This is a genomic window from Ralstonia flaminis (genome assembly GCF_958415495.1).
Taxonomy (GTDB): domain Bacteria; phylum Pseudomonadota; class Gammaproteobacteria; order Burkholderiales; family Burkholderiaceae; genus Ralstonia; species Ralstonia flaminis.
Window position 1 is genome coordinate 84,530 of record NZ_CATZLL010000002.1, and the last position, 22,088, is coordinate 106,617.

General features: G+C 64.5%; 21 protein-coding genes. 13 read left to right on the plus strand and 8 right to left on the minus strand.

What is annotated here, in order from left to right; genetic code table 11:
• Positions 1-184 precede the first annotated feature (184 nt).
• The 4 genes from R2N11_RS03005 to R2N11_RS03020 all read right to left on the minus strand — a co-directional run bounded on the left by R2N11_RS03005 (position 185) and on the right by R2N11_RS03020 (position 4,085).
• Positions 185-808, minus strand: a complete 624-nt coding sequence (locus R2N11_RS03005) for a nucleotidyltransferase family protein (RefSeq protein ID WP_316680088.1) — start codon at positions 806-808, stop codon at positions 185-187.
• Entirely contained in the window at positions 808-1,242 is a 435-nt protein-coding gene (locus R2N11_RS03010; RefSeq protein WP_199027322.1) for an organic hydroperoxide resistance protein, read from the minus strand. Before R2N11_RS03010 ends, R2N11_RS03005 begins: the two co-directional genes overlap by 1 nt.
• A 120-nt stretch (positions 1,243-1,362) precedes the next feature.
• Positions 1,363-3,606 (minus strand): xanthine dehydrogenase family protein molybdopterin-binding subunit, encoded by a 2,244-nt coding sequence (locus R2N11_RS03015; protein ID WP_316680089.1) that lies wholly within the window; start codon positions 3,604-3,606, stop codon positions 1,363-1,365.
• 20 nt (positions 3,607-3,626) lie between these two features.
• Positions 3,627-4,085 carry a (2Fe-2S)-binding protein gene (locus R2N11_RS03020; protein WP_199027318.1) on the minus strand — a complete coding sequence of 153 codons (459 nt, stop codon included), beginning with the start codon at positions 4,083-4,085 and terminating at the stop codon, positions 3,627-3,629.
• Between the two features lie 637 nt (positions 4,086-4,722).
• Between R2N11_RS03020 and leuA the strand changes: the two genes are divergently transcribed.
• The 4 genes from leuA (at position 4,723) to R2N11_RS03040 (ending at position 9,143) form a co-directional block, all read left to right on the plus strand.
• The gene (gene leuA / locus R2N11_RS03025; protein ID WP_199027316.1) at positions 4,723-6,435 is read left to right on the plus strand and encodes a 2-isopropylmalate synthase; all 1,713 of its coding nucleotides are present in this window, start codon (positions 4,723-4,725) and stop codon (positions 6,433-6,435) included.
• Positions 6,436-6,573: 138 nt separating this feature from the next.
• On the plus strand, positions 6,574-6,960 hold the full coding sequence (locus R2N11_RS03030; protein WP_199027314.1) for a four-helix bundle copper-binding protein: 387 nt from the start codon (positions 6,574-6,576) through the stop codon (positions 6,958-6,960).
• A 13-nt stretch (positions 6,961-6,973) separates the two neighbouring features.
• Positions 6,974-7,450, plus strand: a complete 477-nt coding sequence (cadR, locus tag R2N11_RS03035) for a Cd(II)/Pb(II)-responsive transcriptional regulator (protein ID WP_316680090.1) — start codon at positions 6,974-6,976, stop codon at positions 7,448-7,450.
• Positions 7,451-7,526: 76 nt separating this feature from the next.
• On the plus strand, positions 7,527-9,143 hold the full coding sequence (locus R2N11_RS03040; protein ID WP_233176745.1) for a DUF4139 domain-containing protein: 1,617 nt from the start codon (positions 7,527-7,529) through the stop codon (positions 9,141-9,143).
• Between the two features lie 36 nt (positions 9,144-9,179).
• Here the strand turns inward: R2N11_RS03040 and R2N11_RS03045 are convergent, their stop codons facing one another.
• Together R2N11_RS03045 and R2N11_RS03050 are read right to left on the minus strand one after the other, a co-directional pair.
• Positions 9,180-11,639: a heavy metal translocating P-type ATPase gene (locus R2N11_RS03045; RefSeq protein ID WP_316680091.1), complete on the minus strand. Its 2,460-nt coding sequence runs from the start codon at positions 11,637-11,639 to the stop codon at positions 9,180-9,182.
• 46 nt (positions 11,640-11,685) lie between these two features.
• Positions 11,686-12,234, minus strand: a complete 549-nt coding sequence (locus tag R2N11_RS03050; RefSeq protein WP_316680092.1) for an RBBP9/YdeN family alpha/beta hydrolase — start codon at positions 12,232-12,234, stop codon at positions 11,686-11,688.
• A 188-nt stretch (positions 12,235-12,422) separates the two neighbouring features.
• Between R2N11_RS03050 and R2N11_RS03055 the strand changes: the two genes are divergently transcribed.
• The 8 genes from R2N11_RS03055 to R2N11_RS03090 all read left to right on the plus strand — a co-directional run bounded on the left by R2N11_RS03055 (position 12,423) and on the right by R2N11_RS03090 (position 18,923).
• Positions 12,423-13,721 (plus strand): CitMHS family transporter, encoded by a 1,299-nt coding sequence (locus R2N11_RS03055; RefSeq protein WP_316680093.1) that lies wholly within the window; start codon positions 12,423-12,425, stop codon positions 13,719-13,721.
• 4 nt (positions 13,722-13,725) lie between these two features.
• Positions 13,726-15,081: an acyclic terpene utilization AtuA family protein gene (locus R2N11_RS03060; protein WP_316680094.1), complete on the plus strand. Its 1,356-nt coding sequence runs from the start codon at positions 13,726-13,728 to the stop codon at positions 15,079-15,081.
• Position 15,082: 1 nt separating this feature from the next.
• On the plus strand, positions 15,083-15,394 hold the full coding sequence (locus R2N11_RS03065; RefSeq protein WP_199027302.1) for an AtuA-related protein: 312 nt from the start codon (positions 15,083-15,085) through the stop codon (positions 15,392-15,394).
• A gap of 30 nt (positions 15,395-15,424) precedes the next feature.
• Positions 15,425-15,814: a VOC family protein gene (locus R2N11_RS03070; RefSeq protein WP_316680095.1), complete on the plus strand. Its 390-nt coding sequence runs from the start codon at positions 15,425-15,427 to the stop codon at positions 15,812-15,814.
• Between the two features lie 24 nt (positions 15,815-15,838).
• On the plus strand, positions 15,839-16,741 hold the full coding sequence (locus R2N11_RS03075; protein WP_316680096.1) for a LysR family transcriptional regulator: 903 nt from the start codon (positions 15,839-15,841) through the stop codon (positions 16,739-16,741).
• 93 nt (positions 16,742-16,834) lie between these two features.
• Complete coding sequence (locus R2N11_RS03080; RefSeq protein ID WP_316680097.1) at positions 16,835-17,302, plus strand: universal stress protein; 468 nt, start codon at positions 16,835-16,837, stop codon at positions 17,300-17,302.
• A 114-nt stretch (positions 17,303-17,416) separates the two neighbouring features.
• Positions 17,417-17,860: a nuclear transport factor 2 family protein gene (locus tag R2N11_RS03085; RefSeq protein ID WP_199027294.1), complete on the plus strand. Its 444-nt coding sequence runs from the start codon at positions 17,417-17,419 to the stop codon at positions 17,858-17,860.
• Between the two features lie 58 nt (positions 17,861-17,918).
• Entirely contained in the window at positions 17,919-18,923 is a 1,005-nt protein-coding gene (locus R2N11_RS03090) for an NAD(P)H-dependent flavin oxidoreductase (RefSeq protein WP_316680098.1), read from the plus strand.
• A 24-nt stretch (positions 18,924-18,947) separates the two neighbouring features.
• Here R2N11_RS03090 and R2N11_RS03095 read toward each other — a convergent pair whose 3' ends face one another.
• Positions 18,948-19,484, minus strand: a complete 537-nt coding sequence (locus R2N11_RS03095) for a PadR family transcriptional regulator (protein ID WP_199027290.1) — start codon at positions 19,482-19,484, stop codon at positions 18,948-18,950.
• A 130-nt stretch (positions 19,485-19,614) separates the two neighbouring features.
• Positions 19,615-20,535, minus strand: a complete 921-nt coding sequence (locus R2N11_RS03100; RefSeq protein ID WP_199027288.1) for a LysR substrate-binding domain-containing protein — start codon at positions 20,533-20,535, stop codon at positions 19,615-19,617.
• A gap of 146 nt (positions 20,536-20,681) precedes the next feature.
• On the opposite strand from R2N11_RS03100, the gene hglS reads away from it, so the two are divergent.
• Positions 20,682-22,085 carry a 2-oxoadipate dioxygenase/decarboxylase HglS gene (gene hglS, locus R2N11_RS03105; protein WP_316680099.1) on the plus strand — a complete coding sequence of 468 codons (1,404 nt, stop codon included), beginning with the start codon at positions 20,682-20,684 and terminating at the stop codon, positions 22,083-22,085.
• Positions 22,086-22,088: the final 3 nt, after the last annotated feature.

Below are 22,088 nucleotides of genomic sequence, written 5' to 3' on the forward strand. Positions count from 1 at the left end.
GCTTGACGGATTCCTGCAAACGTGTCGACAACGTAAAACGGGCATGTCCGGCGTAAGTTATCCACATCCGGCACAGCCGTTACATCGCGCAACAAATCCTTGTGCATCAAGCGGTTGCGGCAGGTTCCGCAGGCAGTTTGGGCGTTGCTGTGAACAAATTGTGCAACGGTAAAGAATCAGGGCACTACGCCAGATCAGCCGGAGTGTCGACATCGCGCAGAATGCCGCTGTCGTTACTGTCGATGCGGACGAGCGTGGCGGGATCAATCAGGCGCCGCGCGCCTTCATCGCCGTCGAGCGCAGTCAAACCGGCGAAGAAATCGGCGCCGAAGCCGATGGGGTGACCACGCTGCCCTGCGTGGAATGGCGCGACACAGTGGTGCGCGTCAAGCGCCTGCGCGACGTGAGCAATGGTCTCGGGGGCGATCCACGGCATGTCGGCCAGGGCGATGACCCAGCCGCCCGCGTCAGGACGTGCGCCCACGCCTGCGGCCAGGCTGGCGCCCATGCCGTTGGCCGCCGTCGGGCATCGCAAGACGTCACAGCCGGCTTCGGCCAGCAACACGGCCAGCCGCTCAACCTGTGCGCCGTGCGTGGCAGCCGCGGGCACCACGGCCACCACATCCCCCACGGCTTGCCGTAGATGCCGCGCTGCCTGCACGGCGACTGGCGTGCCCGCCTGTGTACCGTCACCGTCAGGCAGCGCGGCGAGCAGCTTGTTCACCGCACCCTCAGGGTCAAACCGGCTGCCGCGGCCCGCGGCCAGCAATACGCCAACAACAGCACCAGCAACAGGCCGCTTGTGCATCAGACCACCTCGGTCTTGAGCGTGACTTCCACGTTATTGCGCGTGGCGTTGGAGTACGGGCACACCTCGTGCGCCGTGGCCACCAGCTTCTCTGCATCGGCTTGCGACAGGCCGCCAACACGCGCGGTCAGCCCGACCTTCAGACCGAAGCCGCCTTCGGAGCGCGTACCGATGCCCACGTCGCAATGAATCTCGACGCTGCTCGGGTTGAGCTTGAGCATGCTCTTGGCAACAAAGTCGCATGCCGAGCCGAAGCACGCGGCATAGCCGGCGGCAAACAGGTCTTCCGGCGTGGTGGTGTTGGGCTTGCCTGGGCCGCCCATTGCCTTCGGGACCGACAGATCGTGCGAGACCTGGCCATCGTCGGTTTGCGTGTGCCCGTTGCGGCCGCCTGTGGCGGTGGCGTGGGCGGTGTACAGGATGTTCAATGCCATGACGTGCTCCTCCGGGTGGAAAGACAACACAAGCGCGGACGCAAGAAACAGTCCGCCGAACAATAAAGCCGGCACACATTGCTGCATGCCGGCTCCAATCGCATCACGCGATGATGACAGTTACACCGTGTCGAACGGCAGTTTGCGATGGCGCTTGCCGGTCAACGCAAACACCGCGTTGGCCACGGCCGGTGCAATCGCCGGCGTACCGGGTTCGCCCAGACCAGTCGGGTTGTCTTCCGACGGCACGAAGAACACGTTCACCGGCGGCGCGTCCGGCATGCGCACGGGCGGGTAGTCGGGGAAGTTGCTGTTCTTGGTCGCGCCGTTCTCGATCTCGATGGCAAAGCCCGGCGCAATCATCGCCAGGCCGAACACGCAGGCACCCTGAATCTGCGCTTCCGCACCCATCGGGTTGACCACGCGGTTGGCGTGCACGCCGGCTGTTACGCGATGCACGTGCGGCTTGCCCTTGTCGATCGACACCTCCACCACATAGGCCACCACCGATTCGAACGATGCGTGCACCGCCACGCCCCAAGCCTGCCCCTTCGGCAGCTTGCGCTTGCCGTAGCCAGACTTGTCAACGGCCAGTTGCAGCGCGGCACGATGACGCGCGTGTTCCTTGTCGGTAAAGCGTGCCAGTCGGAAAGCCACCGGATCTTGCTTGGCGGCATGCGCCACCTCATCGACCATCGTTTCCATCACGAAGGCCGTATGCGTGTGGCCAACCGAGCGCCACCACAGTACCGGCACATTCACGTCCGGATGGTGCACCGTCAGTTGCAGGGGGAAGCCGTAGTCGTTCTCGATCACGCCTTCGACCATCGTGCTATCCACCCCGTTCTTGACCATGAAGGCCTCGAACGGCGTGCCCTTGAGGATCGACTGGCCAACGATCACGTGATTCCAGCCAACCACCTTGCCGCTGTTGTCGACGCCCACGTCAACGCGGTGCAGATGCATCGGGCGGTAATAGCCACCGCGGATGTCGTCTTCACGGCTCCAGATCACCTTGACGGGGCCGCTGTGCCCAGCAGCTGCGTACGCCTTCGCCACGTTGGCCGCTTCCACCACGTAATCCGACGTGGTGATCGCGCGCCGGCCAAAGCCGCCGCCGGCCATCATCGTGTTCAGTTCGATCTTCTCGGGCGCCACGCCCAGCACCTTGGCGATCGCACCCTGGTCGATGGTTTGGAACTGCGAGCCGACCCAAACCTTCGCACCGCTGATCTTGCCGCCAGCGCTCTGTACGTCGATCGTGCAGTTCAGCGGCTCCATTGGTGCGTGCGCGAGATACGGGAACTCGTAGTCAGCCTGAATGCGCTTGGGCGCCGACTGGATGGCGCTCACATCGGTAGGCTTGGCCACCGTGCCGGGCTGGCCGGCGAGCTTCTTGTATTCCTCCATCAGCGCAGGCGTCGTCACCGTCGAGCCGGTGTCTTCCCAGCTCACCTGCAGCGCGTCGCGACCTTGCTTGGCGGGCCAGTAACCATCGGCAATGACGGCCACGCCCGTGCCACCGCGATCCGTCGGAATCTGCAGCACATCGACCACGCCCTTCACAGCCTTGGCCGCTGCTGTGTCGTACTTGGCCACCTTGCCGCCAAAGCGCGGCGGGCGGGCCAGCACCGCCACCTTCATATTCGGCAGACGCGTATCAATGCCGAACTTGAGCGAACTGTCGAGCTTCGCACGCGCATCCAGACGCGGCGTGGGCTTGCCGACAATGCGGAACTGCGACGGGTTCTTCAGCGTGACCTGAGCCGGCACCGGCAGTGCCATCGCAGCCTGCGCGAGTTCACCGTAGGTGGCGCGGTTGCTGCCCGAGGTGATCACGCCATCGGCCGTCTGGCACGTGGACGGGTCCACCTTCCAGCGCTCGGCAGCGGCCGAAATCAGCATGGCGCGTGCACGTGCACCCAGCTCACGATATTGCTGGAACGAGTGGTTCAGCGCAGTCGAGCCGCCCGTCATCTGAATGCCAAAGCCCGGGTCCTTGTACGGATCGCCCGCCGGCGCGAGCACGCCGCGCACGTTGCGCCAATCGACGTCCAGCTCTTCCGCCAGCGCCATCGGCAGCGCGGTGTGCACACCCTGGCCAAACTCCAGACGGTTCACCGCCACGCTTACGGTGTTGTCCGGGGCAATGATGATGAATGCCTGCGGCGCCGAAGGCGGCTTGGCCTTCGCGTCCTGCGCGCCCGCCAGCACCGGCGCAATGCCGAGTGCAAGACCGCCGCCGGCCAGCGACGTGAGCTTCAGAAAGCTGCGGCGATCCAGCGTCGCCACACCCGCGTCCGCAGATGCCGGTTGCGGGTGTGCGCCGCCACCAGCCAGTGCTTCAAGATTTCGAATACGCATCGTGAATTCTCCGGTGGGGCTCAGGCCAGCGACTTGGCGGCATCGTGAATCGCCGCGCGGATACGTTGGTACGTCGCGCAGCGACACAGGTTGCCGGCCATCGCGCTATCGATATCCGCGTCGGTCGGCTTCTTCTTGCTGCGCAGCAGACCCACTGCGCTCATCATCTGGCCGCTCTGGCAGTAGCCGCATTGCGCCACGTCGTGCTTGATCCAGGCATCAAGCACCGCCTTGCCGACCTTGTCATCGGCGATGTGTTCAGATGTGGTGATCTGCTGGCCGGCCACCGCAGAGATCGGCAGCACGCAACTACGTGTGGGCTGACCGTTCAGGTGCACCGTGCACGCACCGCACGACGCAACGCCGCAACCGAATTTGGTGCCGGTCATGCCGAGGTTGTCGCGCAGCGCCCAAAGCAGTGGCGTCGACGGATCGGCATCAACTTCCACCGGTTTGCCGTTGATGTTCAACGTGACCATTGTGGTGTTCTCCTTGTGGGGGCGTGAGGGAGTCTTACCGTTATAAAGCCTTTGATATAGCGGGCTGGCGGTATGAACGGGGTGTATTAAAGCAGGTTCGCTTACGTTTTGCTGGCGAGTACTTCACATTGGATTTCCGGCGAGACGAAGTGGAATCCTTTCGGCGGCGCGCGGTCCAGAATCGTCCGAATTCCGCCCAGGCAACTTGACAATGCGCCCCATCCGCCCGCAGTATCAAAAAATGCACTCCAAGCAGATCGCCCTCCTCACCGCTCAAGCCCGCACCCTCTCGTGCGTGCGCGGTCTGCTATCGCTATCCGCTTCCCTACTACGCGTGTAAGCGCGTAGACCTATCTTTCCCCCTCGTTCCGGTGTTTGACCGGTCCGTTGCGCAACAGGCGACGGGCCTCGTGTGACGCAATCAGCTCACCGACTGAGAGCCAGCCATGCCTACCTCGATCCTGCTTTCGCTACGACTACAGACCCGACTATCGCCCGGTAGCCAGACCACGCGCCCGTGGCTGTCTGGCCGCCACACCGATTCCCCGACTCCGGCCACGCCGGACGCCGCCCGCGCGGTCGTCCCCAACGTACCCAACGCACGCAACCGATCTCGATCTCACAGGACACCCAAGCCATGTTGAAGAACCCCGCCACCAAGTACCGCCCCTTCCCACAGATCGCCCTCGCCGATCGCACCTGGCCCAGCAAGACCATCACCCGTGCCCCGATCTGGATGAGCACGGACCTGCGCGATGGCAACCAGGCCCTGTTCGAGCCCATGAACGCCGAGCGCAAAATGCGCATGTTCAAGATGCTCGTGCAGATTGGCTTCAAGGAAATCGAAGCCGCTTTCCCCGCCGCCTCCCAGACTGACTTCGATTTCGTGCGCGAACTGATCGAAGGCGGACACATCCCAGACGGCGTGGCCATCGAGGTGCTCACGCAGGCGCGTGAAGACCTGATCCGCCGCACAATGGAATCGCTGCGCGGCGCCAAGCGCGCGATCATCCACGTCTACAACGCCACGGCGCCGGTGTTCCGCCGCACCGTGTTCAACACCGACCGAGAAGGCGTTAAGCGCATTGCCGTGCAAAGCGCCAAGCTGATCCGCGAGATTGCGGAGACGATGCCCGAGACGCAGTGGACCTACCAGTACAGCCCCGAAGTCTTCAGCGGCACAGAGTTGGACTTTGCGCTCGAGGTCTGCAACGCGGTGACCGAGGTATGGGACCCTAGCCCCGCGCACAAAATCATCTTCAACCTGCCGGCCACAGTGGAAATGGCCACGCCCAACATCTACGCCGACCAGATCGAATGGATGCACCGCAACCTGGCGCGCCGCGATTCGATCATCCTCTCGGTGCATCCGCACAATGATCGCGGCACCGCTGTCGCAGCCGCAGAACTGGCCGTGATGGCCGGCGCCGACCGCGTGGAAGGCTGCCTGTTCGGTAATGGCGAGCGCACCGGCAACGTGGATCTCGTCACCCTCGCGCTGAACCTGTACTCCCAGGGCGTCGACCCGGAGCTGGATTTCTCGCACATCAATGACGTAGCGCGCACATGCGAAGACTGCACGCAACTGCCTGTGCATCCGCGTCATCCGTACGTGGGTGACTTGGTGTTCACCGCGTTCTCGGGCTCGCATCAGGATGCGATCAAGAAAGGCTTTGCGGTGCAGAAGCCCGATGCGCTTTGGGAAATGCCCTATCTGCCGATCGACCCGGCCGATGTGGGCCGCACGTACGACTCGATCATTCGTGTCAACAGTCAGTCGGGCAAGGGTGGTATCGCGTATCTGCTGGAATCGGGCTATGGCGTTGCGATGCCGCGCCGCCTGCAGGTGGAGTTCAGTAGCACCGTGCAGCAGTTGACCGACGAGAGCGGCCGTGAAGCCACTGGTGCCGACATCTGGGCGCTGTTTCAGCAGACCTACCTGCGCGGCGATGGTGCCATCGGCTACGTATCGCACCGGTTGACCGAGCGTGATGACGGCAGCCAGCACATCCGCCTGGTGGTCAACATCGATGACCACGAGCACATCTGCGAAGGCTCCGGCAACGGGCCACTGGATGCGCTGGTGCACGCGCTCTCGCACGTGCTGACCACGCCTGTATCGATTCACCACTACGAAGAGCGCGCGCTGGGTCAAGGCGCCAATGCCGATGCCATTGCCTTTGCGGAAATGGCCGCGCCAGATGTAGCGGGCAGCGTGTTCGGTGTGGGCGTGGACGCCAACCTGACCACCGCGTCGATCCGCGCAGTGGTGGGCGGTGTAAACCGCCTGATCGCGCGTGCCGGCAAGGGCATGCTGCGCCGCGGCGGTGCCGAGGCAGCCATCGTCTGATGCTGTATTGGGCTCATGTCGGGCTCACGCAGTGGAGCGCCAGTTGCTAAATTGAAGGGATGGACCCGGGTTATGCCCCCGGGCCCATCCCTTCCCAAGCGCGCAAGCGTGCATGCCCACTGCCACAGGAGAACCGACATGACCACTCGTCCGACCGCGAAAGACAATGCCAAGCGTTTTGCCAGTGTGATCCAGGCGCTTCATGCTTGCCAAACCGCTTGTGAGCATTGCGCGACGGAATCCGGCAAGAACGGCCACGCTGAAACCATGGCGCGCTGCATGCGCCTATGCACGGACTGCGCCGAATACTGCGCCATGACACGCCGATTCCTGGAGCGCAACAGCGAATTCGCAGAACTGCTGCTCGAAGACTGTGCCGAGATTTGTCATCAATGCGCGGAAGAATGCGATCATCACGGCCAGGGCCATTGCAGCGCCTGCGCAACCGCCTGCCGCGCCTGCATAGACGCCTGCCTGAAGGTTGCCGGCGTTGAAGCAGCCACCGCTGAACCGACCGTTTTCTGATCCTTTTTCGTATATGAAGATTGGCGAGCTCGCCCAGCGCACGGGCATCAGCATCGAAACCATCCGCTTCTATGAAGCGCAGGGCCTGCTGCCCCCGCCGGCGCGCGCCGCCAACAATTACCGTGTCTACACGCCCGAGCATGCCGAGCAACTGGCCTTCATTGCGAAGTGCCGGTCGCTAGACATGGCTCATACCGAGATTCGCCGGCTGCTGGAACTGCAGGCCAACCCGCAGGCCTCGTGCGAAGAAATCAACCATCTGCTGGACGAACACCTGCGCCACGTAGAAGCGCGCATTGCGGAGCTGACCGAACTCAGACGCCAGATCGAATCGATCGGGCTACGCTGCACGACGGCCGCATCGGTGGCGGAATGTGGCGTGCTGCAGTCGCTGCATGAAGAGCCGGTTTCGACCAGCCACCACGGCCACAACCATGATCATGGCGAGGCCGAACACGCCCATCGGCACATCCGCGGCGTGCATCGCTAACCCACCACACCAGTTGCCGTGCACGTCACTTTGACGTGCGATACTCGCCGCATTTCACGACATGTGAGTGGGGCGGATGAAGACGAAACCGGCAACGCATTTTCTACATCGGCAACGCATGGCGCTCGGCGCGGTCACAATGGCTGCCGCTGCGGCAACGCAAGCCGCGACGCCATCACGCATCACGGATGTCACGCTGTATCCGGATAGCGCCACGGTTGTGCGCACGGCCACCGTTGCCGCTGGTGCACGCAGTGTCGAGCTGACCTGCCTGCCAACAACATTCGATGCCGACAGCTTGCGTGTCGAGAGCGATAGCGCCATCCGCGTGGGTGACGTGCGCGTGGAAACCGTGCCCAGCGAAGGCAGTGCTTGCGCAAAGACTGCCCTGGAGACACAGATCCGTACCCTGCAAGACCAGCGTGCCGCGCTCGACGTGCAACTGCAGGCGAACACGCTATCGGCCAGCTACCTGAAGGCTGTGAGTGAGCGCACCGGTGGCGATGGACGCGCACCGGCCACGGATTTCTCAACGCTGGGGCGCGCGACCGATGCGCTGGCACGCAGCGCGCAGGAGGTCTTCACACGACAGGAACAACTGAAAAAGCGCGACGCCGAATTGAAGGTGCAGCTCGATGCGCTGCAGCGTACGCATGGCTCGGGCACCGACACATTGCGCACCGTCCGCATTGCCGTGGCAGCGCCGCGCGGTGGCGAACTGCGTGTCAGCTACCAGACCGCACGTGCGGGTTGGCGGCCGGCGTATCGGGCAAGCGTGGATTCGGTGCGCTCCAACGTCATCGTCGAGCGGCAGGCAACGCTTGCGCAATCAACGGGCGAAGATTGGCGCGGCGTGCGGCTGCGCTTGTCGACGGGCCAGCCACGCAACACACCGCGCGGGCCGGAACCATATGCTTGGCAACTGGACATTCAACCGCCGCCGCAAGCGATGCCGTATCCAGCAGCACCGGTTGCTGCCATGGCACCAGCGCCCCGAGCCAAGCTTGGCCGCAGCAACGAGCCACGAGAGGCCGACGAGGCCCCGCTGTTCGAAGTCAACACCGTCCAGACCGCCTTTGCCACCGAGTTTGAGGTACCTGGCGCCGTGGAACTGCCATCCGATGCGCAGAAGGTGACCTTCACGCTGGCCAGCGAAACGCTGCCCGCCAAGTTGGCCGCACGCAGCACGCCACGCATGGACACCGCCGCGTACCTGATCGCCACCGTAGATCGCCCGCAAGGCATCTGGCCTGCAGGCAACCTGCAACTGCGCCGCGACGGTGCGGTGGTCGGCAATACGCAATGGAACCCGGCAGCCGACGATCAGAAAGTCACGCTGCCTTTTGGCCGCGATGATCTCGTGACCGTGGTGGTGGAAACACCCAAGACCTATCAACGCAGCGTGGGTCTGCTCGACAACCGCAACGAGCGCCAACTCAGCGCGCTCTACACCGTGCGCAACCGGCATGGCGACGCGATTGACGTACAGATTCTGGAAGCCACGCCGGTCAGCCAGTCTGACGACATCAAGGTGCGCTCGACCTTTTCACCGGAGCCTGCCAAGCGCGACTGGGAGCACCGTCCGGGCGTGATTGCGTGGGAGCAGACAATCCCGGCCGGAGAGAGCATCCGCTTCTCCGCCGACTACCTCATCACCTACCCGAAGGACGCGCGCATCACTGGCCTGCGTTGATGGCCTGACCGCGCACGCGCTGTCGGATCGCCCCGATCAAACGCGCGTGCGCATCACCCGCAGCCCGTTGAAGACCACCAGCAGGCTCGCACCCACGTCGGCAAAGATCGCCATCCACAGCGTTGCGTCCCCCATGACGGCCAGCGCAAGGAATACAGCCTTGATGCCGAGCGCCAGCACAATGTTCTGACGCAGCACCGCCACCGTGCGACGGCTGATGCGAATGAAGCCAGCGAGCTTGCGCGGATCGTCATCCATGATGGCGACGTCTGCGGCCTCCAGCGCCGTGGCCGTACCTGCCGCACCCATGGCAAAGCCGATGTCGGCGCGCGCCAGGGCCGGGGCGTCGTTGATGCCGTCGCCCACCATGCCGACGAAACCATGCTGCGCGGCAAGCTCGCCCACCACGCGCTGCTTGTCGGCGGGAAGTTGCTCGGCATGAACGTTGTCGATACCGACCGTCTTGGCGATGGCCTGTGCCGCGCGACGGTCGTCACCGGTAATCATGACGGGCTGCACACCCAGTGCACGCAGTTCTGCAATGGCCTGTGCGCTTTCCGGGCGCTCGCGGTCACGCACGCCGAAGAGTGCCACCGCACCGTTCGTGTCGCACAGCGTGACGGCGGACATGCCTTCAGCCAGCAAGCCTTCCGCGGCGGCGCGCCAGTCGGCGGTATCAAAACCGCGCTCAGCCACCAGTGCGGCGTTACCAAGATGCCAGCGCACGCCACCCAGCGTGCCGGCCACACCGCGGCCCGGCAGCACGGACAAGTCCTCAACCGCGCCTGCATCTACGGCGCCATGCGCTTGCGCAGCCTGCACGATCGCCACGGCAATCGGATGCGTGGTGTTGGCGTCCAGCGCAGCGGCCACAGCCAGTGCGTGCAGATGGGCGCCATCCGCGGCTACGTTCAGATCCGCCACGGCGCGGCGCGTGCTGCGCGTGCCATCAGGCAACACCATGGCATCCAGCACCGGGCGGCCAGCGGTGAGCGTGCCGGTCTTGTCCAACGCCAGCGCACGCAGGCGCCGGCCGCTTTCCAGATAGACACCACCCTTGACGACAATGCCGCGTCGCGCCGCTGCAGCCAGGCCGCTCACCACCGTGACCGGTGTGGAGATCACCAGTGCGCAGGGGCAAGCGATCACCAGCAACACCAGCGCGCGATACGTCCACGTCAGCCAGCCATCGGCCGTCACCAGCGGGCCGACCACGGCAACTGCCAGCGCCAGCAACATCATCGCGGGCGTGTAGATGGACGAGAACTTGTCGACAAAGCGCTGCGTGGGCGCACGCTGCGACTGCGCCTCCTGGATGGCCCCGGCGATGCGCGCGAGCGTGCTGTCAGCCGCTGCGGCCGTGGCTTCGGCCTCGATCACGCCGTCAGTGACGATGGTGCCGGCGAGGATGGTGTCGCCCACGGTCTTCTCCACCGGCAGGCTCTCGCCGGTGACGGGCGATTCGTCCAGCGCCGCGCGGCCGCTCACGATGCGCGCGTCGACCGGCACACGGCTGCCCGTGCGCACACGTAGGCGTGCGCCGATGGCAACCGTGTCGACGGCCACATCACGCCAGCCGCCGTTGCCGTCGGTCAACTCTGCGGTATCGGGGGCGATGGCAGTCAGCGCGCGCACCGCATCGCGGGCACGTACCAGGGCGCGCGCCTCGATGGCTTCGGCCACGGCAAACAAAAAGATCACCATGGCCGCTTCGGCCCACTTGCCGATCAGCAGCGCGCCGATCACCGCCACCGCCATCAGGAAGTTGATGTTGAACGTGAGCGCGCGCACGGCAATCCAGCCCTTGCGCAGCGTCGGCCCGCCGGCCAGTGCGATGGACGCAAGCGCCAGCGCCAGCACCGGCCAGGCGTGATCACCCAGAGACCAGGCGATAGCCTCCGCGCCAAACGCGGCCACACCGCCGATGCCCAGCAACCAGGTGCGACGCGAGATGCCTGTGTGTGCTGCGGGCGCAGAAGCTGCGCGGTCATGCGCTTCCAACACCTCGCCATCCATGCCGATGGCGCGCAGCGCTTCCAGGAACGGCGTCACGTCGTCCACGGTGTGGTGGATGGTGAGATGGCGCTCCAGCAGGTTGAAATCCAGTGCGACCACGCCTGCGGCGTTGCCCAGTTTGGCGCGGATCATGCGCTCTTCGGTCGGGCAATCCATCTGCTCGATGCGGATCTTCGTGCGGCCTTTGGCGCGGGCCAGGGCGGCAGCGTCTACGGGTGCGGCGACCGGTGCCGGACCGTGCGCATGCGCGTGGTCGTGATCGTGGCTGCAGCTGTGGTCCTTGTTGCCGCCCGCATGCTCATGTCCGTGGTCATGTTCATGGTCGTGACCGTGGTCATGGTCGTTCCCATGCTTGTGTGCGTGGTCGGCAGACTCCCGTGCAGCGGGGTGATCGTGGCCGCAGCAACCACCGCAGCCAGACACTTCCGGCTTGGCGGCGTGGTTGTGGGACGGCAGGGCGGAGGCGAGATCGGGTTTCATGCCTCCATTCAAAACCCTGAAGAAGCTTTAGGGTCAAGCCCTCACTTCAAATGGGGCTTTTGCTCCACTTAGTAACGACGGCACGGGCTTCCGGCCAGTCGCCCAGGCCGGATTCAGCATTGATGTGACCGCGCGCACCCAAATCGATCGGCGCGGCGCCCCAGGCCTCGGCCTGTTTGCGGCTCCAGGCGGCATCGCTGAAAGGGTCGTTGGTGCTGAAGATGAGGGTGGCCGGAAACGGCAGGCGCTGTTGCGGCACCGGCTGGAAGTCAATCAACTCGGGCGGCGAATCTTCCCGGCCAAGCTGCGGCGGCGCCACCAGCAAGGCACCGCGCACGCGCGCTGTATGGGCAGACGCCGCAGCCCAATGCGCCGTCAGCACGCAGCCCAGGCTGTGCGCCACCAGTACGACATCGCCCGGTGCGTCACGCACGGCAGCGTCCAGCGCGGCCACCCAGTCGGCACGTTTGGGGGTGAACCACTCGCGCTGCTGAACGCGGCGATCTCCGTGCAACGCCTCCCAGCGCGATTGCCAGTGCTCGGGGCCGGAGTTCTGCCAGCCAGGCAGGATCAGGACAGTCGGGGCAGTACGCACAAGGTCTCCAGCATCGGGTTGGAACGCGCCACATTTTGCCGGGATTTTCTGAGCGGCGCCTGCTTCACTTATCGCCAAATCAGCTCAATCCATCCAAATATTCTGTTTCACAGGCAGATCAGCAGCTTCTACAGTCGCCCGTAAATCCCGCCAACAGGGATTCCGATTCCAAGCACTCGGAGGAGACCATGCTCGCACTGCTCGGGCTGCTGACCATCGTCGCGCTGTTTATCGTCATCCTGACGAAGCGCATGTCGCCGCTGGTCGCGCTCATCGCCATTCCCGTCATCGCCGCGCTTGTGGGCGGCTTCGGGCTCAACACCAGCAAGTTCATCATCGGCGGCATCAAGGATGTGGCGCCCGTGGCGGGGATGTTCATCTTCGCCATCCTGTACTTCGGCATCGTGACCGATGCCGGCATGCTGGACCCGATCATCGACCGCATCCTGCGCACCGTGGGCAGCCGGCCGCCGCGCATCGTAATGGGCTCGGCGCTGCTGGCGCTGCTGATTCACCTGGACGGCTCGGGCGCGGTGGCATTCCTCATCACCATTCCGGCCATGCTGCCGCTGTACGACCGGCTCGGCATGGACCGGCGCATCCTCGCGTGCGTAACATCGATGGCGTGCGGCGTGAACTTCCTGCCGTGGACGGGCCCGATGATCCGCGCTTCGGCTTCGCTGCACATGCCCGTGACGGACATCTTCAACCCGCTGATCCCGGTGCAGATCGTGGGCCTCGTTTTTGTGTTCGTGTGTGCATGGCTGCTGGGCAAGCGTGAAGAGAAGCGACTGGGCCTTGCCAATCATGGCGGCGCCGCACAAGTCGTCGCACGTCCGCTCACAGAGGCCGAGCAGGCGCTGCGCCGCCCGCGCAATTTCTGGATCAATCTCGTGCTGACCGTCGTCGTGATGGGCGTGATGGTGAGCGGCAAGGTGGACCCGGTGGTGATGTTCATGCTGGGCGTAGTGGCCGCACTGCTCATCAACTACCCGAACGTAGACCAGCAACGCCAGCGCGTGGATGCTCACGCCAAGGCCGCACTGATGATGGCGAGCATCCTGCTGGCCGCGGGTGTCTTTACCGGCATCATGAGCAAGTCCGACATGCTGACGGCAATGGCGAAGACGGCGGTCGATTTCATCCCGCCCGCCATGGCGCATCACATTCCGGTGGTGCTGGGCGTGCTGTCGATGCCGCTGTCGCTGCTGTTCGATCCGGATTCGTTCTACTTTGGCGTGCTGCCGGTGGTGGCAGAGGCATCGAAGATGCTGGGCGTCGCACCCGTGCATGTCGCGCAGGCCGCCGTGCTTGGCCAGATGACCACAGGCTTTCCGGTCAGCCCGCTCACACCGGCAACCTTCCTCGTGGTCGGCCTGTGCGGCATCGACTTGGCCGACCATCAGAAATTCTCGATCCCCTTCCTGTTTGGCGCCACGCTGCTGATGACGTTGGCGGCCGTGGTGCTGGGCGTGCTTCCGTGGTGATTGCATGAAAAACGAGTTGAAGACATTACGTATCGGCGGCGGCGCCGGTTACTCGGGCGACCGCATCGAACCCGCGCTGGAACTCGCAGAGCACGGCGACATCGACGTACTGATGTTCGAGTGTCTGGCCGAGCGCACCATCGCGCTCGCGCAGCAGGTGCGCCGCAAAGACCCGTCGCATGGATATGACCCGCTGCTCGAAGCACGCATGCGAGCCGTGCTGCCGGCATGTGCGGCGCGCGGCATCCGCATCGTCACCAACATGGGCGCGGCCAACCCGCAAGCGGCAGCGGAACGCACGCGAGACATCGCTCGCGAGCTTGGCCTCAAGCTGCGCGTGGCGGCCGTCACAGGCGACGATGTGTTCGACCTGCTACAGGCCCGCGGCCACGACTTCACGTTGATGGATAGCGGTGAGCCCGTTGTATCGCTCGGTGCACGCATGGTGTCGGCCAATGCGTACCTCGGTGCGCAGGGCATCGTCGATGCGTTGGAGCAAGGCGCAGACGTCGTCATCACCGGGCGCGTGGCCGATCCCGCATTGGCGCTTGGGCCGCTCATCCACGCCTTCGGCTGGCGCATGGATGACTGGCACCACCTTGGCTGCGGCACACTGGCCGGGCACTTGCTGGAATGCGCAGGACAAATCACGGGCGGCTACTTTGCCGACCCGGGCATCAAAGACGTACCCGATCTCGCACGGCTTGGCTTTCCCATCGGTGAAGTCGGCGAAGACGGCTCGGTGCGCATCACCAAGGTGCCCACGGCCGGCGGCCTCGTCACCGAGGCGACGTGCAAGGAGCAGTTGCTCTATGAGATCCACGACCCGGCGCGCTACCTCACGCCCGATGTGGTGGCCGACTTTTCCAACGTGCGCATGCGCGGCGATGGCAAGGACCGTGTTGTCATTGAAGGCGCGACGGGCACGCCGCGCACCGGGCAATTGAAGGTCTCAATCGGCTATCTCGACAGCTACATCGGCGAGGGCCAGATCAGTTACGCCGGCCCCAACGCAGTCGCACGCGCCAGACTGGCGCTCGACATCGTGCGCGAACGGCTGGCGCTCACGGGCGTGCAGATGACGGAAACGCGCTTCGAACTCATCGGCGTCGATGCGTTGCACGGCCCCGCCCTCTCCCGCACCGATGCCGAACCGTACGAGGTGCGGGTGCGCGTGGCCGCCCGCACCGACTCGATGGCCGAAGCCGTGCGCATCGGCAACGAGGTGGAAACGCTGCTGACCTGTGGCCCCTCCGCCGGCGGCGGCGCGACCAAGAGCGCGCGCGAAATCATCGCCGTGGCGTCGACGTTGATCCCGGCCGAGCTCGCGCCTCACAACGTGCAGATTCTGGAGAGCTGACATGACCCGCATCCTTCGCGACCTCGCCCACACCCGCGCCGGCGACAAGGGCGACATCTCGTGCATCTCCGTCATCGCCCATCGCGCGGAAGACTTTGCCGTGCTCGAAACGCACGTGACAGCCGAGCGCGTGCGCGCGCATTTCGCTGAACTCGTCCACGGCAATGTCGAACGTTACGTGCTGCCGCAGTTGGGTGCACTCAACTTCGTGCTGCACGGCGCCCTGGCCGGTGGCGTAACGCGCTCGCTGGCGCTGGATGCGCATGGCAAATCACTGTCGAGCGCGCTGCTCACGCTAAGGATTCCCGACTAAGATGCGCCCATCGCTATTGGAGAGATGCAGATGAAGTTCGGATACACCATCGTGTATGTGCCAGACGTTCCGGCATCGCTGGCATTCTTTGAAGCCGCGTTTGGGTTTGAGCGCCGCTTCCTGGCAGAAACGAACGATTACGGCGAACTCGAAACCGGCGCCACAACACTCGCCTTTGCCGCACGCGAGCTTGCCGAATCGCACTCGCCGGCCGGCTTTGTCTATGCCAGCCAGTCTGACAAGCCGCTCGGGATCGAACTTGCCTTCGTCACGCCCGACGTCGAGACCGCGCATCGTCATGCCATCTCTACCGGAGCGACCGAGATCGCAGCACCGCAAGTCAAACCCTGGGGCCAGACGGTCTCCTATCTGCGCTGCCCCGACGGCACGCTTGTGGAACTCTGCACACCAATTGGCTGATCACGACAGGCGCTGCAGCTTGATATGAACCTCTCCGTCAAGCAACTCCGCGCCTTTGCCGCGCTGCGCGAGCACAAGAACTTCACGCAGGCGGCGCAGACCTGTCACCTGTCGCAATCGGCCTTCAGCGCGTTGATCCAGAATCTGGAGGCCGAGGCTGGCGTACGCCTGTTCGACCGCAACACGCGGCACGTTGAGTTGACGCCCGAGGGCGAAGCCTTTGCCGAATCCGCCCTGCGCCTGCTGGCAGACTTCGAGGCCACATTTGCCGAACTGCGCGACCGCGCCGCCGCGCGCACGGGGCGTGTCACAGTGGCCGCGCTGCCGTCGATTGCGGCAGGCATCCTGCCAGGCGTGCTGGCGGATTTTTCCGCGCAGCACCCGGGCATTCAACTCGCCCTGCACGACTTGCTGTCGGATCCGTGCATCGACATGGTCCGGCGCGGCGCGGCGGACTTCGCCATCGCCGCCATCGGTGCAGACATGGCCGGGCTGACCGCACAGCCGTTCTGCACGGACGATTTCCATCTTGTCTGCCACCAGGATCACCCGCTCGCGCGCAAACCCTCGCTCAGTGTGGGCGACCTTGTCGACGCGCCGTTCATCCACCTCGCGCGCAACACGAGCATCCGCCAATACCTCGATGCGGCCCTGCACCCGACCAAGCTGCGCAGCGGCATGGAGGTCGAGCACTTGGCCACCGCCGCCGCGCTGGTGGCGGCCAACCTGGGCATCACCGTCATTCCGGCGCTGGCACTGTTCCAGTTCCGCTTGCCGGCACTGGTGGTACGACCACTGCCGTTGCCAGGGCTGGTGCGCACGCTGTACGTGATCCGGCGCGAGGGGCGCAGCCTATCTGTGGCGGCGCAAGGGCTGCTGGATTTGCTGCTGGCGCACCCAGCGCGCGTGGGCACGCCGCCAGCTTGACTCGGCGCAAACCCGAACCACCCCGGGGTGCAGCACAGCCCACCTGCGCTGCTACAGTGAGGGCATCCACATTCCAATCCTGCGGAGCGCCCCATGCATCAACGCATTCTTGTTGCCTTTGACGGCACACACGAAGCCCATCTGGCGGTGGAGGAAGCCGCCGCGCTCGCCCGCGCGTTTCACGGCCGGGTGCGCGTGGTCTGGGCCATCGGCTCGCCAACCATGCCGGAATCGCGTGAGATCTACAGCGTCGACACGCTGCGCGAGGAACTCCACCGCGCCGCCAGCACCTCGCTGGCCGAGCTACAGCGCCAGTTCGATGCCAATGGCACCACTGCTGAAACCGGCGTGCTGATGCTCTCCCCCACGGACGACGACATCGGCAACGCACTCGAACACGAGGCAGAGCGCTGGCAAGCTGACACCATTGTCGTCGGCTCGCAGGGCAAGCATGGGCTCGCGCGCATCCTGCTGGGCAGCGTGGCTGAACGGACGGTCAAGTTGTCGCGCCGCACCGTCATCGTGGTGCGTGCACAGCACGCTGATCACGCAGGCGACTAAAGCACCGCTTCCGTTCGAATCAACACACTATGCAACTTGTTGCATAGTAAAAGGTGCTGTGCTATGTTGCCTCCACGCTGATGCAATCTGTTGCACTTCTGCTCAGGAGACACTGTGACCCAGCCGATTCCTACCGCTCTGCCCGCCCAGTCGCAAGCCACGCTCGCCGCCTGGCACGCCATGCTTGAGAGCGGCAACATGGACGCGCTCGACGACCTGTTCGCCGAGGACGTCGTCTTCCGCTCGCCCGTGGCGCACACGGCGTACCCGGGCCGCACCGCCACCACGCTGGTGCTGCGCACCGTCAACACGGTCTTTGAAGACTTCCAATACCACCGCAGCTTCGCCACGGATGACGGTGCGAGCGTGGTGCTGGAATTCAGCGCCAACGTGAGCGGCAAATCGCTCAAGGGCATCGACATGATCCGCTTCAATGCGAGCGGCAAGATTGTCGAGTTCGAGGTGATGGTCCGCCCCGCCACTGGCCTGCAGGCGCTGGGCGCCGCCATGGGAGCCAAGCTGGCCGACAAGCTCGCCGCGCTCAAGGCCGAGGCCTGAGCCCAACGCCCGCCGCTGTTCCTGATTCCATAACGATTCGATTCCAACGGAGACTGCCATGTCGCTGCCGCCGATTCTGCAAAACCGCCTGTCCGTACCTGTGGTGGGCTCGCCGCTGTTCATCATTTCCAACCCCGACCTCGTGATCGCGCAGTGCAAGGCAGGCGTGGTTGGCTCATTCCCGGCGCTCAATGCGCGCCCGGCCGAACTGCTGGAAACCTGGCTGCAGCGCATCACCACGGAGCTGGCCGAGTACGACGCGCAACATCCGGACAAGCCGTCGGCACCGTTCGCCGTCAACCAGATCGTGCACAAGTCGAACGACCGCCTGGAGCACGACCTGGCGCTGTGCGTGAAGTACAAGGTGCCCATCGTCATCACCTCGCTGGGTGCCCGTGAAGACGTGAACCAGGCAGTGCACAGCTACGGCGGCATCGTGCTGCACGACGTCATCAACAACAAGTTCGCGAAGAAGGCGATCGAGAAAGGCGCGGATGGCCTGATCGCCGTGGCGGCCGGCGCGGGTGGCCATGCGGGCACGACCTCGCCGTTTGCGTTGATCCACGAGATTCGTGAATGGTTTGACGGCCCATTGCTGCTGTCGGGCGCCATCGCCAACGGCAATGCCATCCTGGCAGCGCTGGCTGCCGGTGCAGACCTGGCCTACGTGGGCTCGGCGTTCATCGCCACCGAAGAGGCAAACGCGATCGAAGGCTACAAGCAGGCCATCGTGGAATCCACTGCCAGCGACATCGTCTACACGAACCTGTTCACGGGCGTGCACGGCAACTACCTGCGCAAGAGCATCGAGAGCGCGGGCCTGGACCCGGAAGCCCTGCCGGAATCGGACCCGAGCAAGATGAACTTCGGCTCCGGTGGCGGCGCCAAGGCCAAGGCATGGAAAGACATCTGGGGTGCCGGCCAGGGCGTGGGCGCGGTCAAGCGCGTGGTGCCGGCGGCGGAACTCGTCAAGCGCTTTGCCGAGGAGTTTGAAGTGGCACGCCGTCGCCTGAACAACATCGAGGCGCTACGCGCCCCGGCAGGCGACAAGGCAACGGCGTAATTCTGCTTGAAGGCCGCTTGGCCTTTAAGCGGTTACTGAGGCTGGCTCCAGCAACGGCAGCACATTGTCTGCCCACGCGAGCCAGCCTTCTTCGTAAACGATGCCGCGTTGAAGCACGGCGTGCTGCAGCCGCTGCGCACGCGTGAGATCAGGGCGCATGAAGTCACGCTGCTCGATCTCGCGGAAGGTGTTCAGGCGCGTGCGATGCTGCTCGATCAGGCGCTGCATCTCGTCGATAAAGCCGAGCGGACCGATCACGGCCTCGGCCCGCAGCTTCACCAGCACCTCTTCACGGTTGTCCGACGACACCGTCGGCTCCAGTACCCAGCGCGCAAGCTCTTCGCGCCCCGGTTGCAGGACCGTATAGGTTTTCTTGCGACCGTCTTCCTCTTCTTCCATGCTGACCCAACCGGCCTCGGCCATGCGGCCAAGCTCGCGGTAGATCTGCTGATGGGTGGCACTCCAGAAATAGCCCATCGACTTGTCAAAGCGGCGGGCAAGCTCGTAGCCGGACGAAGGCTTTTCGAGCAGGGAAGTGAGCAGCGCGTGTTGGATGGACATGAGCGATAAGTAACGTCAGCCTTGTGTTTCAGCGATCGGGAACGGCACACCCACGCCCTTGCCCGATGCGATCTGCGAACTTTACAGAACAGTCATCGACACGTCATGCAGTGTTTGCCACTGTTGCATATCACGCGGCAGCCTGTGCCTGCGTGAAGTCCTGCGCCGCTTGCACGAGCCATGTTCGCAACGCCTGCAGTGGCGGATAGTCGGTCCGGCCAGTAGGCCAGGCCAGATAGTAGCGCTCGGCACTTTCCATCTCCGGCACATGAGGCAAGGCCAGAACAAGATCGCCCTGCCGCAACTCGTGGGAGATCAGAAAGCGCGGCAGCAATGCCACCCCCAGGCCGGCAACAGCGGCCTGGGCGGCGGTAGCGAACTGGTCAAACACCATGCCTTGCGTATCGCCCCCGTCTACCTGATGGGTGGCCAGCCAGCGCGACCAGGCATCGGGGCGCGAGGCCAGGTGCAATAACGGCGCACCCAGCAGATCGCGCGGCTGCGCAAAGGCGTACCGGGCCAAAAACGCCGGGCTGCATGCGGGCACGACGGTCTCGCTCATCAACAAGGCGAGTTCGGCCCCCGGCCAGTGCTGCGGGCCGAAATGAATGGCCGCATCCACTGTCTCCAATTGGAAGTCGAACTGCGATAGCCGCGTCGTCAGGTTGATCGTGATGCCGGGATGCTGATCGAAAAACTGCGGCAGGCGCGGTGCCAGCCAACGGGTACCGAAGGTGGGGAGGATGGCCAGGTTCAGGCTGCCCCCTTGCGGATTCGCACGAAAGCCAACCGTGGCGCTGGAAATGCGCATCAACGCACCGCGAATTTCCTCCGCGTACGCTTGGCCTGCCGGGCTCAGACGCACGGTCTGGCGCTCACGCACGAACAGCTCGGCCCCCAGGCGATCTTCCAGCGCACGAATCTGCCGACTGACCGCGCTTTGCGTCAGATGCAGTTCAGCGGCAGCAGCCGTGAAGCTCTGATGGCGCGCAGCCGCCTCAAATGCGCAAAGCAGGGACATGGGCGGCAGAAAGCGGCGTGGCGGGAACATGCAAGGCCCTGGCGATTGGGTTGGGTGGTCAAGCTGACATCTGGCAGATCATTCTATTCTGGAATGAACTCTGTCCGGATTATCGTTTGACCGGGTCCTGGTGCCCGCTCTAGCATCGTTCCAGTCCACGCCAACCCTGCCCATTCATGATCAAATCGCATCAACCCACGGCCGGTTCCTTTGTCTGCGCAGACGACATCCGCACGCGCTTTTCGCGCGCCATGTCCAGCATGTACCGTCAGGAAGTGCCGCAATACGGCGCCCTGATCGACTTGGTAGCCGACATCAACACGCGCACGCTGGACGCCCAACCCACGTTACGCGCGCAGATGACGCATGCGGGTGAGCTGGAGCGACTGGATGTGGAGCGCCACGGCGCCATCCGCGTCGGCACAGCAGCCGAGCTGGCGACGCTGCGACGGCTGTTTGCCGTCATGGGCATGGAGCCAGTGGGCTACTACGATTTGTCGGTGGCGGGTGTTCCTGTGCACTCCACGGCGTTTCGTCCGGTGGCCGATGCTGCATTGGCGGCCAATCCGTTCCGCGTGTTCACGTCGTTGCTGCGGCTGGAGCTGATTGCCGATCCTGGCTTGCGCGAGAAGGCGGCAACCATCCTGGCACGCCGCCAGATCTTCACGCCGCGCGTGCTGGAATTGATCGCGCAGTGCGAGACCGATGGAGGCCTCTGCGACGCAGATGCCGATGCCTTCGTGCTCGAGGCGCTGGAGACCTTCCGCTGGCACAGCACCGCAACCGTCGACGCCGAAACCTACCGCGCCCTGCAGGCGGCTCACCGCCTGGTGGCCGACGTGGTTTGCTTCCGGGGGCCGCACATCAACCACCTGACGCCACGTACGCTCGACATCGACGCTGCGCAGGCCGCCATGCCCGCGCGCGGCATGGATGCCAAGGATGTGGTGGAAGGCCCGCCGCGACGCGATTGCCCCATCCTGCTGCGCCAGACCAGCTTCAAGGCGTTGCAGGAAACCGTGCGCTTTACTGATGATGCCGGTGCGCATACGGCGCGCTTTGGCGAGATCGAGCAGCGCGGCGTCGCCCTGACGCGCAAGGGTCGTGCGCTGTACGACCAGCTGCTGGCCGAGGTGCGTGACATGGGCAATGCCGGCAGCGCCGCGCCGGATTACGAGAGTCGACTGGCACTGGCGTTCCGCGCCTTTCCGGACACCCATGAGGCACTGCGCGCCCAAGGCCTGGCCTACTACCGCTACAGCCTGACGGCATCGGGCAAGGCAGCGCAGATCGACGCCGAAGCGTCGTTGGATGTGCTGCTGGCCAAAGGCTGGGCGCAAGCCGATCCCATCACGTATGAAGACTTCCTGCCGGTGAGCGCGGCGGGCATCTTCCAGTCCAACCTGGGCGGCGAAGAGCAGAAGCAGTATCAGGCCCATGCCGCACAGCAAGCGTTTGAAGCCGCGCTGGGTGGGCTCGTGCATGACGAAATCGCGTTATACGAAGCGGCACAGCAACGCTCGGTCGACCAGTTGCGCGCCGCGCTGCGCGGCATGCCCGTCGTGGATGCCGCAGCATGATCG